The sequence below is a fragment of the Flavobacterium panacis genome, assembly GCF_024649945.1.
Classification (GTDB): domain Bacteria; phylum Bacteroidota; class Bacteroidia; order Flavobacteriales; family Flavobacteriaceae; genus Flavobacterium; species Flavobacterium panacis.
Map to the genome: position 1 here is coordinate 79861 of NZ_JANKMS010000009.1, position 17309 is coordinate 97169.

Below are 17309 nucleotides of genomic sequence, written 5' to 3' on the forward strand. Positions count from 1 at the left end.
GATTTTTTAGTGAATAGTGCTTTAGAAGTGCTATTTTTACGATACAAAAAATCAAACTATGCAAAGTCCGTCTTTCTCCATTTATGATGCTTCTGCAGGATCAGGAAAGACTTATACATTGGTTAAAGAGTATTTGAAAATTATTCTTTCCTCGCCAAAACACGATGCATACCGAAACATCTTAGCCATCACATTTACCAATAAGGCGGTTCATGAAATGAAAAGCCGTATTGTTGGTAATTTGTCTGAATTTGCAAAAGATGATCCTTCTTCAAAAGCGGTTGATTTAATGGAAGATTTGGCTCGGGAAACGGGGCTTTCAGTTATTAAAATTAAAACTAAATCACAGCAAATCATAAAGCACTTAATTCATAATTATGCGGCTTTTGATATTTCTACTATTGATAAATTTACTCATAAAGTTATTCGTGCCTTTGCTCATGATTTAAATCTTCCAATGACTTTTGAGGTTACTTTGGATACTGAAAATTTATTGGTTGAAGCGGTCGATGCTATTATTGCGCAAGCTGGTGAAGATGAAACATTGACCAAACTGCTCATCGATTTTACAATGGAAAAAACCGATGATGATAAAAGTTGGGATATTTCACGCGAGATCCTTGATACAGGAAGATTGGTTTTGAATGAAAATAACCGAAATGAAATTCTTCATTTTCAAGATAAAACGATTGGAGAGTTTGTTGAGATTAAAAAGAAAATGCAGGCGCTCTGTAAAGAGTTGGAAGATACAAATGCTGGATTGGCTGTTAAAGCAATTGAATTAATTGATAAAAACGGAATCGATCCAAAATCATTTTCGAGAGGAACTTTTCCCAATCATTTAGATAGTATTAGGGATGGAAAATTCAATCCTAAGAATAAAACTTTTCACGAATTCGAGGATATTGCGATTAATAAAACAGCAAAAGACCGAGCGTTAATTGAGAATATTATTCCAGAATTACTTCAAATCTTAAAAGAGGCGTATCAAAATTTTGAAAAAAGAGATTTTTACAAAGCCTTTTTAAAAAATATCACGCCACTTTCTTTGCTTAATACGGTAAGTAATGAATTGGCTAAAATTCAGTCTGAACAAAATATTTTGTCGATTTCTGAATTCAATGCTATTATTCACCGCGAAATTCAGAATCAGCCTGCGCCGTTTATTTATGAACGATTAGGAGAACGTTATCGTCATTTTTTTATTGATGAGTTTCAGGATACTTCAGAAATGCAATGGCAGAATTTGATTCCGCTTATAGATAATTCACTTTCAGGTTTAGATGATTTAGGAAATAAAGGGACGCTAATGATTGTTGGTGATCCCAAACAATCTATTTATCGTTGGCGTGGAGGGAAAGCAGAACAATTTATTGAATTAAGTAAAGATGAGGTTGCCTTTTTTCATCACGAAAAAAGGGTAAAGCACTTGGATACAAACTATAGGAGTTATAGTGAGGTTATTGAATTTAATAATGCTTTTTTTAAACTGATTTCGGCTGAATTTGCAAATGAGGATTATAAAGATTTGTATGAGAATCACAGTTTTCAAAATATCAACTCAAAAGAAGGTGGTTATGTGAATATTTCATTTCTTCCAATTGCAGATAAAAATGAAATTGCTGATGAAGAAGAAGGTGTGGAGAAATCAGATTTGTATGTACTGGCAACTTTAAATACTATTCAAGAAGTTTTAAAACAAGGATTTGAATATAAAGATATTGTAGTTCTAACTCGAAAAAGAGGGCAGGGAATTGCTATTGCTAATTATTTGACTGAACAAGGAATTCCGCTTTTGTCTTCAGAAACATTAATGGTTCAGAATGCTTCGGAGGTTCGATTGATTGTCCATCTGCTTCGGTATTTAAGTAATAGTGCTGATTTAGAATCAAAAGCAAATTTTCTTCATTTTTTGGCTTCAACAAAAGATTTGGCGATGCCGATTCATGACTTTATTGCAATGGGAATGGGGCATAGGTTGGAAAAAGAATTTGAAGATTGGCTTTTAACTTTTGATGTTTCGTTTTCTTTTAAAGATGTTCGAAAGAAATCGCTTTATGAAGCGGTTGAAATTGTAATTTCTAAATTTATTCTTCCTTCAGAAGGAAATGCTTATGTCCAGTTTTTCTTAGATATAGTTTTGGAAAGGGATATTAGAAATCAATCTGGAATAGCTGATTTTTTGATTTTCTGGGATAAAAATGCGGAGAAATTCAGTATTCCTTCACCCGAAGGAAATAATGCTGTTCGTATTATGACAATTCATAAATCAAAAGGATTGGAGTTTCCGGTAGTAATTATGCCTTTTGCGGATGAAGATTACAATCGAAAACCAAAAGATAAATTGTGGCTTGATACTGAAGAAGTCGATTTGGGAGTGCCAAAAGCATTGGTTGATAATAGTAGTATTGTGGAAAGTTTTGGTGAAAACGCATCGGCTGTATTTAATCTGAAGAAACAAGAAGAACTGCTGGATAATGTTAATGTTTTGTATGTGGCATTGACTCGTGCAGAAGAGCAGTTGTATGTGATTTCACAATCTCTTGAAGCAAGGAAAGATGGGGAATATCCAAATAACATGGCTTCGTTTTTTATTAAATTCCTAATTCATCAAGGAGTTTACGAAGAAGAGAAATTAGTTTACGAATTTGGAGCTAAAACCAGACTTTCAAAAGCTTCAAAAACTGTTGATTTGGTGAAGTCAATTCCGATTGTAAGAGAAGTTTTAAATCCGAAAAATATTAAAATTGCCCAACGTGAGGCTTTGATGTGGGGGACGCATCAGCAGGAAGCAATTTCTTATGGAAATATAGTACACGAAATTTTGGCTTTTGTAAAAGATAAATCAGATATCGATCTGGCTGTAACAAAAGCACTTGAAAACGGATTAATAATTTATGATCAGGTTGATCAAGTTCTACAGACTCTGAGAGAAATTGTAAATCATCCCGAACTAGAAGTTTGTTTTGATGGAAGTCATACTGTTTTAAATGAACAAACCATTGTGCAAAAACAAGGAAGGATTTTAAAACCGGACAGGGTTGTTTTTTTAGAAAATAAAGAAGCTTTTCTATTGGATTATAAAACAGGTGTTGTAAATGCAAAATATCAGCAACAAATTCAAGAATATCAGGATGCGATTGAGGATTTAGGGTACAAAGTGTTAAAAAAGGCTCTGGTGTATATAGGAGCGGAAATTGAAGTGGTAAATTTGTGAAAAAATTAATCAGATGTTAAAGAAATAACGAAGCTTTATTATTGTTAAGTTGTTAATTTTTAACGTTTTAAATAAATGAAAAAATGTACGGTAAAATAAGAGAACATCTGCAGAGTGAGTTGCAGACAATCGAAGAAAATGGAATTTTTAAAAAGGAGAGAATTATAACGTCTCCACAAGGTGCTGAGATTAAAATTTCGACAGGAGAAACTGTTTTGAACTTTTGTGCTAATAACTACTTAGGGCTTTCATCACATCCAGAAGTGGTACAGGCGGCAAAAGATGCTTTAGATACACATGGTTTTGGAATGTCGTCTGTTCGTTTTATCTGCGGAACTCAGGATATTCATAAAACACTAGAAAAAAAGATTGCTGATTTTTATGGTACGGAAGATACGATTTTGTACGCGGCAGCTTTTGATGCAAATGGAGGAGTTTTCGAGCCTTTACTTGGTGAAAATGATGCAATTATTTCGGACAGTTTGAATCATGCTTCTATTATTGATGGAGTTCGTTTGTGTAAAGCAGCACGCTATCGCTACGAAAATAACAATATGGAAGATCTGGAGCAGCAATTAATTAAAGCAAATGAAGCGGGAGCTCGTTTTAAATTAATTGTAACAGATGGTGTGTTTTCAATGGATGGTTTGGTTGCGCCTTTAGATAAAATCTGTGACCTTGCTGATAAATACGATGCAATGGTAATGGTGGATGAATGTCATGCAGCTGGTTTTATTGGAGCTACAGGAAAAGGAACTCTTGAAGCTAAAGGAGTGATGGGAAGAGTAGATATTATTACAGGAACTCTTGGTAAAGCTTTAGGTGGTGCAATGGGTGGTTATACTACTGCTAAGAAAGAAATAATAGAATTACTTCGTCAGAGATCAAGACCTTATTTGTTCTCAAATTCTTTGGCGCCTTCAATTGTTGGGGCTTCGATAAAAGTGTTTGAATTACTAGAAAAAGATACAACATTACGTGATAAATTAGAATGGAATACCAATTACTTTAAAGAAGGTATGAAAAAAGCTGGTTTCGATATTATAGATGGAGATTCGGCTATTGTTCCAGTTATGTTGTATGATGCAAAGCTGTCGCAGACAATGGCGAATGAACTTTTAAAAGAAGGAATTTATGTTATTGGGTTTTTCTTTCCGGTAGTTCCAAAAGATAAAGCCAGAATACGAGTTCAGCTGTCTGCGGCACACGAAAAAGAGCACTTAGATAAGGCTATAAATGCGTTCACGGTTGTCGGTAAAATGTTAAAAGTTATATAATTACCACTTTGGTCAAATTTTTGTAGGTTTTTTTTAACATTTCATTTTGTATTTAAAAAATTTGGTGTTACTTTTGCTTGTAATTAACTAAATTGTAATTAAAAAAATTAAGTATGAAACATCTTAACAAACTTTTAGTTGCTGTTTTGATGGCGATGGGTTTAAATGCTCACGCGCAAGATAGCAACAATCCATGGGCGATCTCTTTTGGGGTTAATGCTGTGGATACAAGAACAAGTTCAGGTTCAGGAAGTGGATTTTTTGATCAGCACTTTTCTCAGCCATTCGCAGTAAAAGACAACTGGAATATCCTTCCTTCTCTATCTTACATTGGTGTAAATAGATATGTTGGTAGTGGTTTCTCTGTTGGTTTGCAGGGGTCTGTAAACAAAATTGATAAATTGGTTACTTTCAATCCAGCTGCTCCAGATCATGATTCAAGAGGAAACGTTGTAACAAATCCTGGAGATTTAATGTACTACGGAATTGATGCTACTATCAAATACAGCTTCCAAGAATTAATCAAATCTAAAGTGATTGATCCTTCGTTATCTGTTGGTGGAGGCTATACTTTCTTCGGAGATAACAGTTTTGGAACTGTTAACCCAGGTGCAGGTGTTACTTTCTGGTTTACAGATGCTATTGGTCTTGAGTTAGCTACAAGATACAAATGGGCTGTAGCTGCTAATGACGATAAACCTCTTGATAGATCAGTTTTCCAACACACAGCAGGTTTAGTTTTCAAATTCGGAGGTAAAGATACTGACGGAGACGGAATCTACGATAAAGATGATGCTTGTCCAGATGTTGCAGGTTTAAAACAATTCAACGGATGTCCTGATACTGACGGTGACGGAATCGTTGATGCTTCTGACGCTTGTCCAGATGTATTTGGTTTAGCTGCTTTAAACGGATGTCCTGATACAGACGGAGACGGAATTGCTGATAAAGATGACGCTTGTCCAGATGTTGCTGGTTTAGCTGCTTTAAAAGGTTGTCCTGATACTGACGGTGACGGAATTGCTGATAAAGACGATAAATGTCCTACAGTTGCTGGTCCTAAAGAAAACGGTGGTTGTCCATTCTTAGACGCTGATAAAGACGGTGTTGCTGATAAAGATGATGACTGTCCTACAGTTCCAGGTCCTGCAAGTAACAGAGGATGTCCAGAAGTAACTTCTGCTGCATTAGAAGATCTTAAAGTTCAAGCTAGAGCAATCTACTTCAACTCAGGAAAAGCTACTTTCAAAACTGGTGACAAAGAAACTCCAGCTAGATTAGATGCTATTAAAGAAATCCTTAAAAACTATCCAAACGCGAAATTCTCTATTGAAGGACACACAGATAGTACGGGTTCTGCTAAAATCAACCAAAAACTTTCTGAAGATAGAGCTAACGCTGTATTGAACGCTTTAGTTGAAAGAGGTGTAAGCCCAGACAACTTAGAAGCTAAAGGATTTGGTGCTTCTCAACCAGTTGCAAGTAACAAAACTGCTGCAGGTAAAGCTCAAAACAGAAGAACTGAAATTAGACACATTGGTTCTAAATACCAAGGTAAACTATAATTAGTTTTCTAAATAAATATGAAAAGCCATTCTTAATTGAATGGCTTTTTTTATTTTTATACTATGATAAATACTTCTTTTCTACAAAAAATTGCTGGTGTCGTAATTCAAGATTATGCTGAGAAACTTTCTCAAATAACTATAATTCTTCCTAATAAAAGAGCAAAAGTTTTTTTGATTGAAGCGCTTAAAAATGAAACGGATAAAACTATTATTGCTCCGGAAATTACAAGTATTGAAGATTTTGTGCAAGACGTTGCCTCGATTCGTTCTATAGATTCAATTGAGCTTTTATTTGAGTTTTATGAAGTATATTTGTCTATTACAGAAAAGAAAAATCAGCAGTCGTTTGAATTGTTTGCAAATTGGGCCAAAACACTTTTGCAGGATTTTAATGAAATTGATCGTTATCTTTTAGATCCGTCTCATGTTCTTTCGTATTTAAAAGATATTGAGGATATCAAAAAATGGGGTTTAGAAGTTGATCAAAAAACTAAGCTTCTCGAAAATTATATTGACTTTTGGAAGTTGCTCCCTTTGTACTACGAGTCGCTTTATAATCATTTGTTATTTAAATCGATCGGTTACCAGGGATTGGTGTATCGTGAGGCGGTAAACAATCTAAATCATTTCTCTAATACTATCGGGAATCGCATTTTTATTTTTGCGGGATTTAATGCTTTAAATGCTGCTGAGGAAAAAATAGTGCAGCATTTGCTCGCGCTTGATCAGGCTAGGATTTATTGGGATGCAGATCAGGTTTTTTTAAATGATCCCTATCATGATGCAGGGCTTTTTTTAAGGCGTTTTAAAGAAAGTTGGAAGCATTATAAAGGACAACCTTTTGAATGGATTGTGGATGATTTTTCTCAGTCAAAAAACATTCAAATTATTGGAACTCCGAAAACAATTGGGCAGGCAAAATTAGCAGGGAGTATTATTGAGAATTTGATAAATCAGGATCCGGGTGCTTCTTTGGATAAAGTGGCTGTTGTCTTGGGAGAAGAGAATTTATTGGTTCCGGTTTTGTATTCACTTCCTTCTTCTGTTGGTGCATTGAATATAACGATGGGGTATTCGGGCAAAAATAATCCCTCCCAGATTTTAATTGCTAAATTGTTTAAAATGCATACAAATGCGCTTTCACGAAAGGGAAGCAGCTATGTTTTGTATTATAAAGATGTTTTGGATATTTTAACGCATCCTTTGGTTGAGCCTTATGCAAATGCTCAGTCATTGGTTAGAATTATTAAAGAGAATAATTATACGTTTATCACGCATCAAAAAATTCTGGAGCTTCATCCGAATCAATCGAAATTTTTTAATCTTTTGTTTGAAAAGTGGGAGAATGGTTCTGTTGCTGTTTTGAATACTATTTCGGCTTTATTGATTGCGGTTAAAGAACATTTTAGCAACGATAATGAAGAGGAGAAAATTGCTAAAGCATTTGTTTATGGGGTTTTTAAGGTAATTAATAAACTCATAAACTACTATTCTAAACATAATCATATTGACAATATTGATACGCTTCATGCGATTTATAAGCAAATTATAGATTTGGCAGAAGTGTCTTTTGAAGGAGAGCCCTTGCGTGGTCTGCAGATTATGGGGGTTTTGGAAAGTCGTGTTCTCGATTTTGAGACGGTTATTATAACTTCAATGAATGAAGGGAAATTTCCTGCTGGTAAATCGCAAAATTCATTTATTCCGTATGATGTAAAGCGGGAATTGGGTCTTCCGACTTTTAAAGAGAAAGATGCCATTTATACCTATCATTTTTATCATTTATTGCAGAGAGCAAAAAACATCTATCTGATTTACAATACTGAAAATGATGGTTTAGATGCGGGGGAAAGAAGTCGTTTTATTACGCAGCTTGAAGTTGAAAAGCAAAGAAACCATAATATTACTTTTGATATTTATAATCCTGTTTTGCCTAATACGGCTTATGAGCCTCTTTCTGTTCCGAAATCTGATATGGTGATGGAGCGTTTGAAGGAAATTGCGACAACAGGTTTTTCGCCATCAGCATTGACGAGTTATATTCGAAATCCGATTGAATTTTACTTTCAAAAAATATTGAGAATTCGCGAAGTTGAAGAAGTGGAGGAAAATATTGCATTAAATACTCTGGGAACGATTATTCACGAAACATTAAAGGCTTTGTATGAGCCTTTTATCGGAAAATTTATTTCTGAAAATGATCTTTTAAATTGTTTCAAACTGCTGGATGAAGAGGTTTTGAAACAGTTTAAATTGGTGTATAAAGAAGGTGAAATTAAAAAAGGTCGAAATCTTTTGGCTTTTGAAGTGGCGAAACGAAATGTGTCGAACTTTTTAAGAATGGAACTGGATGCTGTCAAAAATAACGAAGCGATTCAAATTGTTGCTTTGGAGCAAACTTTTGAACGTGAATTTGTTCATCCGAAATTGCCTTTCCCTGTTTTAATTAAAGGAAATGTGGATAGGATCGAACGTCGTGATGGAAAAATCAGAATTATCGATTATAAGACGGGAAAAGTAGAAAAGTCTAATGTAGTATTGAAATCATGGAACGGATTGACACAAGAGCTTAAAAACGATAAAATCATCCAGGTTTTGGCTTACGCCTTTATGTTTGAGAAAGAAGCTGGCAATCTGCCAATTGAAGTGGGGATTATTTCTTTTAAAAATTTGAAATCAGGATTTTTACCTTTTGGTTATAAAGAAGAAAAAGAATTAACTACTTTGGTGACATCTGAAATAATGAATTCTTATTTGGATGAAATTGCTAATTTGCTGAGCGAAATTCTGGATATAAATATTCCTTTTGAGGAAAAAGTATAAAGCTGCTTTGTGAGAAAAATAAATAACATATTTGAATTTTATAAAACGACACTGATGGTGAACTTTTCATGTTCTTTGTTCGGATTGTTTTTAGGGAGTTTTAGTGGTTTTTTATTTATGTTGGCTACAATCGGTTTTCTTTTTAGTATTTTTTTTAAAGAGCGATACCGTAAAAATGAATATTTATTTTATTCGAATAACGGAATTTCAAAGAATAGATTGATATTTTTCAGTTTTTTATTGAATCTTTTTGTGGTTTTAATCTTGGCTCTATTAGCCGCATTTATTCTGAAATTATTTTGAAAACACATGTAATTGAAGTTAGTGGTATTCGAAAAATGTTTGGCTCAAAAGCAATACTTTCAGATGTTTATTTGAAAATTGAAGTGGGTGAAATAATTGGTTTGTTTGGGAGAAATGGTTCAGGAAAATCAACCTTGCTAAAAAGCATATGTGGTCTTTTGCCTGTTTCTGATAAAAGTGTTTTTATTGACGGTGTCTCAAAGAATAAATCTTCCAATTTAATAAATGAAATTGCTTATCTGCATCAAGATCAATTCATTCCGAATCATTTGTCCGTAATTAGGACAATTCATTTGGGTATCGATAAACAAAAAACAGCTTTATTTTGTGAAGATGTTTTTATAAAACCTCTTTTAAATAGAAAAATTAGAAATCTTTCTGTTGGGGAATTAAGATATTTGCAGATAAAACTTGTTCTTTTTAATACATCAAAATTTGTTCTGCTTGATGAGCCTTTTAATGGCTTGTCTCCTAAAATGATCGAGGTCGTAACTGAATTAATTGAAGAAAATTCTAAAGAAAAAGGAATTCTGATTACAGATCATAACTATGAAAATGTTTTGAAAATTTCTACAGGTCTGCGATTGTTGAAAGAAGGTAAGTTGCAGATAATCAAAAACAAAGCCGAACTTTTTGAAAATGGTTATCTTGTAAGTCCGGCTGTTTTTTAAGAGCTTTTAGCTGAATATTTTTTTGAAGAAACCCTTTTTAGATTTTTCTCCAGAAGTCGTATTATTGATGTGTCCGTTTTCAATACGAAATCTTCTAAACTTCTCCAGTTTTACATTGAGGTCAAAGCGTAATTCGTCAACAGTTTTCATTTGGATGATTTTTTTGCAAAGCTATATAAAAACTTTTTGCAAATGCAACTTTCTGCAAATGTTAATTTTATAAATGAATTTTATGAAGCGAAATGTTACGATTTTAATGCAATATGTTTTTTATGTTAATTTTTTTTAAATATTTTCTTCAAAAAAATACGATTAATTAGATGATAAATAAAAGTCAGTCAGGAGGTTATATGTCTTCTTTTTTTAACAAGTGTTTATCGAGCAATTGCTATTATTGAAATATCTTTGCCGCTTCCAAAACATGACAAATAAAAGAATATGATTGATTTACAAACACTAGTAGAAGAGACTGGAGCAGAATCTGGCTTGAGTTTTAATATTGATGGAATCTTAAACGAGTCTGTTAATTTAGAATACGACGGGAATGTTGCAGCAATGATCGGTATGATCTTAAAGATGTGCCTTGAAATGTCTGAAGACGTAAATAACGGTGATCTTAAACAAGTTATGATCAAAAACAACGACGGAATTGTTGTTGCGACCAAAAGCGAAGATGATAACTGTATTGCGTTACTTTCTAAGGATTTAAGTAAAATGGGGTTGTTACTTCGTAAGATGGACTCTGTTTTTAATAATTAATTTTAAAACCAAACATTTAATAAACATGTCAGATTTTTTACAAAATTTTCAAAACGATTTAAAGGAAAATGTTAACGGATTTATCGCTGTTTCTGTTACTGAAGTTGAAACAGGAATGTCTTATTGCTCATTAACTGTAAGACCTGATTTTGATCCGGAATTGGCTTCTGCTTATAATTTAGAAGTAGTAAAAGCTAAATTGAATGCGCTTAGAGCTTTAGGGTTAAATCAAAAAATTAATGATATTTTAATTACATTGACAGATCAAATTCATATTATTGATGTTTCTGAAGATGGAAGATATTTTATCTATCTAGCTGTAGATTCTACAAAAGCTAATCTTGGTTTAACAAGAGCGACTTTGTCTAAATATAAAAAAGATATTACTTCAAAGTTATAACAATATTTTGCCCCCAACAATGAGAAAAAGGCTATTTCAACTTCGGTTAGAAATGGCCTTTTTCGATTTTTTGAATGTTAGACTTTATTCGAAGAAATCTAATAAAATGGTTTTTAAAGCTTCTTTGTTTTCAATATGACTCATATGGCCATCTTCAAAAGAAACTAATTCGACTGTTGTGTCTTCAATTTGTGAAAGACTTTCTTGGTAGTTTAAAACCGGATCTTTTTTGCCTAAAATCAATAAAACTGGAAAACGGTTTTCTTGTAAAAGCCATTCTCTGTCTTTTCTTATTTTCATTCCTTCCAAAGAAGCAACAATTCCCTGTAAAGGTGTTTTTAAAGCTTCGGTTTTTACTTTTTCAATTTCTTCGGATAATCTTTCTCTGTTGTTTTCACTGAATAAATTGGCAATCGCCAAACTAACAAATGTCACGTAATTTTGTTTTACCGCTTTAATGGCGCGTGTTCTGTTTAGTTTTTTCTCGGCGCTGTCTTCTTTTGAAGTGGAATTTTGTAAAACTAATTTCTGGATTTTTTTCGGATGTAATTCGGCGAAAGCCAAACCTACATAACCGCCCATAGAATGTCCAAGAATGATGGCTCTTTCGATTTTTAGATGTTCTAAAACCTGATTGACAGCATTAGCGTTTTCTTCCATTTCGTGAATATAGCCTAAAGATTCCGATTCGCCGTGTCCTAATAAATCGATGGTTACAACGCGATATTTTTCTGAAAACAAATTGGCATATTCTGTCCACATTTTTTTGTTTTCAAGAAAGCCGTGAAGTAAAACTATTGCAGTTCCTTTTCCGGTATCGGAATAGGATATTTTGGTGTTTTTGTAAAGTATGTGATTCAAAATGGAAATTTTATATAGCAAAAATACGCTATTTTATTAGCCATATGAAATAGAGAATGAAATTTAAAGCAGCATTATTTTGTGATTCTCTTAAAGAAGCATAAGCTCTTTTCATTTGTGTTTTGACTGTATTTATGGAGATATTTTGGTCTTCGGCTATTTCAGCATAACTCAATCCCTCCACAACGTGCGACATGAAAATTTCTCTTCTAGCTTGAGGAATTTTTTCTATTAAAGTTTGAATTTTAGGTTTCTTGTTTTCTTCAGTGTTTTCGAAAATAATTTGCTCTTCAGATTTTTGAAGGGCCATTTTTTTTGTCTTTAAACTAATAGTTTTATGTTTTTCCAAATGTTGCAGACTCAAATTTTTGATGGCTTTTGTTCCATAAGCTTTAAATGAAATGGTGAAGTTTAGAGTTTCTTCTTTTTCCCAGAGATAAGTGAAAAAATCCTGAACAATATCTTTCGCTACATCTTTATCCTTCACAATGTTAAAGGACACCAAAGAAAAAAACACAAAATGCTCTTTGTATAAGGCTTCAAATATTTTCAAATCTTTATAATTCAACATCTTCAAATACCATTTATTCGTTTGTAATGGATTACATAGTGCCAAATGTAAAATAAAAAGTTAGTTTTTTTTAATAATCTGTAAAAAAAATCAAAATTTTTTAGTTTGTTGTCACCCTAAAAATCTTTTTCTCTAACATAATAGAAACCACTAGATAAAAAACAATGATTCAAAATTCAAAATTGATTAATATCCTTAGGAAAATTAGGTCTGAAGGAAAGATTGATGATACTAAAATAGCCTCCTTATCTGCTGAAGAACAGGAATTAATAAAAAACCTTCAGAGTAATGGTTTGCTAGAAGAAGCATTATCGTATGCAGAATCGATAGATACCGATGAGAACTGGGAAGAATTAAAAGAAAAATTAAATGTAGATAAAAAGACAGTCGTAATTAATTGGCGAAATATTTTTCAATATGCCGCAGTTTTGTTTTGCCTGTTGGGTTTAGTTTATCTTTTTCAATATAAAAATGGTAAACAAAATACGATAGAAGTTCCTTCAGATGCCATTCAGTTGGTTTTAGAAAATGGAGATATTCAAGTTTTAAGTCCAAACGGAGAGCAGCAAATAATTAAAAAAGACGGAGAAGTAGTTGCATCTCAAAAAAATAATGAAATCAATTATCATTCAGATAAATCAGAGCATAAACTGGTTTACAACGAAATTAAAATTCCATACGGAAAAACTTTTAAAGTAACGCTTTCTGATGGTACAATGGTCAATCTGAATGCAGGTTCTTCTTTAAAATATCCTGTTCAGTTTATTAAAGGAAATAAGAGAGAAGTAGTTTTAGACGGAGAAGCTTTTTTTGATGTTGCCAAAGACAAAGCGCATCCTTTTGTTGTGAAAACAAGAGGGGTTGATGTAAAAGTTTTAGGAACAAAGTTTAATGTGAGTTCCTATAAAGAGGATGCTGATATTAATACGGTATTGATTGAAGGTTCTGTTAAGTTGTGTGACGCTAATGATGCAAATAAGAAAACGATGTTGGTTCCAGGTGAAAAGGGAACTTGGAATAGTAATAATAATGACATCGCTGTAAATCAGGTTGATACTCGTTTTTATACGGAATGGATCAATGGGGAAATTGTTTTTAGAAAAACAGCTTTTAGAGATATTATCATTAAACTCGAAAGAACTTATAATGTTACTATTGAAAATAATAGAGAAGATATTTTAGATAAAAAATTCAATGCCAGCTTTAATAAAAATATCGAAAGTATAGAAAAGGTATTGGAAACAATGGGTAAAATTCAGGGCTTTACTTTTAAGAAAGAAGGGAAGCTTATAAAAATAAACTAACTAACTAATTTATTAACCAACTAAAAACCAATTTATGAAGTGAAGGTGTAATTCTTTAAAGAAATACAAGAAAAGAAAATCGGAAAATAGTACCAGTATTTCCCGATTTAGTATTGTGTTTTAAACGACGTATCGAAATTAAATCATTTAAAATCAATCCAAAATTATGAAAAATATAATTAAGAGGAATTGGCTTAGTCCTTATTTGCCTAAAATTAGTCTAAAAATGAAACTAACCACGCTATTATTGATGCTTTCTTTGATGAGAATTCAAGCTGGTGTCTATTCGCAAAATACAAAGTTGACCTTAGATATAAAGAATGCTCCGGTCGAAAAGCTGTTTAACAAAGTCGAATCTGTTTCGGAATATCGATTTCTTTTTGAAAGCAGTGTAATAGATCTAAACAGAAAGGTCTCGATTAACGTTAAGAAACAAGGAATAGCTGAAATACTGGATGAAGTATTTAAAAATACCGACATTTCTTATAGTATAAATGATCGTCAAATTCTATTAGTAAAGAAAAAACAAAAGCTAAATCTGACGGAAAAAACTACGGCTCCTAAGGTGATAGTGGAGCAAGGTATTGAAATTACAGGAGTAGTAACAGACTCCAAAAATATGCCGATACCAGGAGCTAATGTCATAGAAAAAGGAACCTCTAATGGAGTGTCGTCCGATTTAGATGGAAAGTTTACTATTCGCGTAGGCGGATCAAACAGTGTTTTGGTCTTTTCTTTTATTGGATTTGAAAATAAAGAGGTAACAGTTGGTCAAAGTAAATCTTTGAGCGTAATGTTAAATGAGCAAAATTCAGCATTAAATGAAGTTGTAATTGTTGGATATGGAGCCGTAAAAAAGAAAGATTTGACAGGAGCTGTTGCAACGGTTAAATCATCTGATATTGTATTAAGTCCAGTTTCTAGTCCGATGGAAGCACTTCAGGGAAGGGTTTCAGGTCTGGATATTCAACGTCCATCAGGAAGAGCAGGAACCTCTCCAAAAGTTTTACTTAGAGGAAACAGATCTTTGACGGCTAGTCAGGATCCGTTATATATTGTTGATGGAATTCCTTCAAGTATTGATAATTTGAATCCAAATGATATTGAAACAATTGATGTTTTAAAAGACGCTTCATCTACTGCAATATATGGTTCTTCGGGAGCTAATGGAGTTATTATTGTAACGACTAAAAAAGCAAAAGCGGGAAAAACACAAATAGACTTCAACAGTTATTTCGGATTAAATGGTTTCTCTTCTTTTCCCGCACCGCTTACAGGTGAGAAATGGTTAAATTACAAACGTGACCGATTTTATCTGGACAATGGTTATCAAGCAACAAGTTTGACAGATTTAGGTTTGAATGCCTCAGCTGTAGCTGCAATTCAAAATGGACAATATGTAAATTGGATTGATGAAACTTTACAAGTTGGAACACAGCAAAACCACAACCTTTTTATGAGAGGTGGATCTGAAAAAGTACAAGGATATTTCTCTTTAGGATATGTAGGTGAAGAAGGAATTTATAAAAATGATAAAAGCAATAAATTCAATTCAAGAGGAGGAATTGATTTAAAATTCAGCGATAAATTCAAAACGGGTTTCCAATTGATTTTAAATTACAATACAGGAAGTTCTACAAACAGTAGAATTAACAAAGCATACAGCGTTTATCCTTTAGGAGTTCCATTTGATGAAAACGGAGTTGTAAATCTATATCCGATAGAAGGAGATCCAAACAATATTAGCATTTTGGCGAATAATTATCCAGGAGCTTTTGCGAATGAATCTATAGGTTACAACATACAATTCAATCCTTATGTGGAGATTGAATTTGCTAAAAATTTGAAACTAAGATCGAATTTAGGAACAAGATTTTCTGGAAATAGAGCAGGTACTTTTCAAAGCAAAAACTCATACAATTTGCTGACAGAAGGAAGAACTGCAAGTGAAGCTACTTACAATATAACTTTAGGCTACAGTTATATTTGGGAAAACATATTGAACTACAATTTTAAACTAGGCAAAGATCATGATTTTGGTTTAACAGGTATTACGTCGTGGGCTGACAGCAGATCTGAAGGTTCCTATTTAGGTGGAAATGGTATTGATTATGATGATTTCTTATTTTATAACATGGGAGCTGTAAAAAATCTTACTACAAGAATGAATACCTACAGTCAGTTTAACAGAATGTCGTTTGCAGGGCGTTTTAACTATAGTTTCAAAGGAAGATATTTATTTCAGTTAACCAATAGATGGGATGGGGTTTCTCCTTTGGCAGAAGGTAATAAATGGTCGGCTTTCCCATCTGCATCGGTGGCTTGGCGTATTAGCGACGAAAGTTTTATGGAGGGAACAAGCTCATGGTTGAATAACTTAAAACTTAGACTTGGTTACGGAATTTCAGGATCGGCAAACATTGATCCGTATTCTAGTTTGACTCGTACTTCGACTAAAGCAAGCAGTCTTTCTCTTGGTGGCGGAACGGCATTACCTATGTATGTGCCAACAGAACATATCTCAAATCCTGATTTAACATGGGAACGTTCTACTAATACGAATTTAGGTTTAGATGTATCTGTTTTGAAAAATAGAATAGATCTTGTAGCTGAATATTACTGGACTGAGACAGATGGTATTTTATGGGATCGTCGCCTACCAACCAGTTCAGGAGGTTATGATGCGAAAACACCTTATAAAAAGACTTCGAATATTGCTACTTCGCAAAATAGAGGTTTTGAGTTAGCTATCAATACTAAAAATATTGAGACAGAAAACTTTAAATGGAATACTTCATTCACTTACACACATGCAAAAGAAAAACTAACCAATATTGATTTAGGAAATCTGAGTGTTAGTCAATTAATTTCGGAAGGTTTATTCATTGGAGAAACTCCGGCTGCGGGAGGTGTATTCTATGATTACAAAAAAATAGGAATCTGGCAATTAGGTCAGGAAGCAGAAGCAGCTTTATATGGTGCAAAACCTGGAGATATTAAATTACAAACTGTAGAGCAATTTGATGCTAATGGAGTATCGGATAATGGGGTGCACGTTTATTCTACAAAAGACAGAATGATTGTTGGAAATAATGTTCCAGATTACTTTTTTGGTTTTCAGAATACATTTAAGTACAAGAATTTTGATTTCACAGTGTTTGTAAACGGAAGGTATGGCGGTATGATGCGTGCTCAGGTATTAGGATATTGGAATAAAGAGGCGCAACCGGATACTTATAGTTACTGGACACAAGACAATCCGACAAATGATTTTCCAAGACCAGGAGGAACTTTTAATACACAATTCCAGTCGGCATTAGAGCTTGTAGATGCCTCTTATATCAAAATCAAGAATATTACAATTGGCTATTCTATGCCGGAAGATTTTCTTAAAAAAAGCGGTTTGAATTCTTTAAGACTGTATGCGACAGCTTATAATCCTTTTGTTTTTAGTAGAAGTCATTTATTGAAAGACGTTGATCCAGAGAACGGAGGATCAGATTCGTTCCCGTTATTTAAACAAGTTATTTTTGGTCTTAATTTATCATTATAGTA

At 33.2% G+C, this 17309-nt stretch carries 12 protein-coding genes; 9 read left to right on the forward strand and 3 right to left on the reverse strand.

Annotated features, from left to right (window positions below; genetic code table 11):
• Positions 1-58 precede the first annotated feature (58 nt).
• From NQQ59_RS18510 to NQQ59_RS18530, 5 genes are all read left to right on the forward strand, one after another.
• Positions 59-3217 carry a UvrD-helicase domain-containing protein gene (locus NQQ59_RS18510; protein ID WP_144217019.1) on the forward strand — a complete coding sequence of 1053 codons (3159 nt, stop codon included), beginning with the start codon at positions 59-61 and terminating at the stop codon, positions 3215-3217.
• Positions 3218-3300: 83 nt separating this feature from the next.
• Positions 3301-4494, forward strand: a complete 1194-nt coding sequence (kbl, locus tag NQQ59_RS18515; RefSeq protein ID WP_144217021.1) for a glycine C-acetyltransferase — start codon at positions 3301-3303, stop codon at positions 4492-4494.
• Between the two features lie 113 nt (positions 4495-4607).
• On the forward strand, positions 4608-6059 hold the full coding sequence (locus tag NQQ59_RS18520; protein ID WP_144217023.1) for an OmpA family protein: 1452 nt from the start codon (positions 4608-4610) through the stop codon (positions 6057-6059).
• 63 nt (positions 6060-6122) lie between these two features.
• Entirely contained in the window at positions 6123-8885 is a 2763-nt protein-coding gene (locus NQQ59_RS18525) for a PD-(D/E)XK nuclease family protein (RefSeq protein WP_144217025.1), read from the forward strand.
• Between the two features lie 299 nt (positions 8886-9184).
• On the forward strand, positions 9185-9859 hold the full coding sequence (locus NQQ59_RS18530; RefSeq protein ID WP_144217027.1) for an ATP-binding cassette domain-containing protein: 675 nt from the start codon (positions 9185-9187) through the stop codon (positions 9857-9859).
• A gap of 6 nt (positions 9860-9865) precedes the next feature.
• Here NQQ59_RS18530 and NQQ59_RS18535 read toward each other — a convergent pair whose 3' ends face one another.
• The gene (locus NQQ59_RS18535) at positions 9866-10009 is read right to left on the reverse strand and encodes a hypothetical protein (protein ID WP_186296610.1); all 144 of its coding nucleotides are present in this window, start codon (positions 10007-10009) and stop codon (positions 9866-9868) included.
• 288 nt (positions 10010-10297) lie between these two features.
• Between NQQ59_RS18535 and NQQ59_RS18540 the strand changes: the two genes are divergently transcribed.
• The gene (locus NQQ59_RS18540; protein ID WP_144217030.1) at positions 10298-10618 is read left to right on the forward strand and encodes a roadblock/LC7 domain-containing protein; all 321 of its coding nucleotides are present in this window, start codon (positions 10298-10300) and stop codon (positions 10616-10618) included.
• A gap of 25 nt (positions 10619-10643) precedes the next feature.
• Positions 10644-11018 (forward strand): hypothetical protein, encoded by a 375-nt coding sequence (locus tag NQQ59_RS18545; RefSeq protein WP_144217032.1) that lies wholly within the window; start codon positions 10644-10646, stop codon positions 11016-11018.
• 84 nt (positions 11019-11102) lie between these two features.
• On the opposite strand, the gene NQQ59_RS18550 is transcribed toward NQQ59_RS18545, so the two are convergent.
• Both NQQ59_RS18550 and NQQ59_RS18555 read right to left on the reverse strand, forming a co-directional pair.
• A complete protein-coding gene (locus tag NQQ59_RS18550; protein WP_144217034.1) occupies positions 11103-11879 on the reverse strand; it encodes an alpha/beta fold hydrolase in 777 nt (258 codons plus the stop codon).
• A 28-nt stretch (positions 11880-11907) separates the two neighbouring features.
• Complete coding sequence (locus NQQ59_RS18555) at positions 11908-12450, reverse strand: sigma-70 family RNA polymerase sigma factor (RefSeq protein WP_144217036.1); 543 nt, start codon at positions 12448-12450, stop codon at positions 11908-11910.
• Positions 12451-12614: 164 nt separating this feature from the next.
• On the opposite strand from NQQ59_RS18555, the gene NQQ59_RS18560 reads away from it, so the two are divergent.
• Both NQQ59_RS18560 and NQQ59_RS18565 read left to right on the forward strand, forming a co-directional pair.
• Positions 12615-13754: a FecR family protein gene (locus tag NQQ59_RS18560; RefSeq protein WP_144217040.1), complete on the forward strand. Its 1140-nt coding sequence runs from the start codon at positions 12615-12617 to the stop codon at positions 13752-13754.
• Between the two features lie 226 nt (positions 13755-13980).
• Positions 13981-17307 carry a TonB-dependent receptor gene (locus tag NQQ59_RS18565; RefSeq protein ID WP_186296611.1) on the forward strand — a complete coding sequence of 1109 codons (3327 nt, stop codon included), beginning with the start codon at positions 13981-13983 and terminating at the stop codon, positions 17305-17307.
• The last annotated feature ends 2 nt before the right edge of the window (positions 17308-17309 follow it).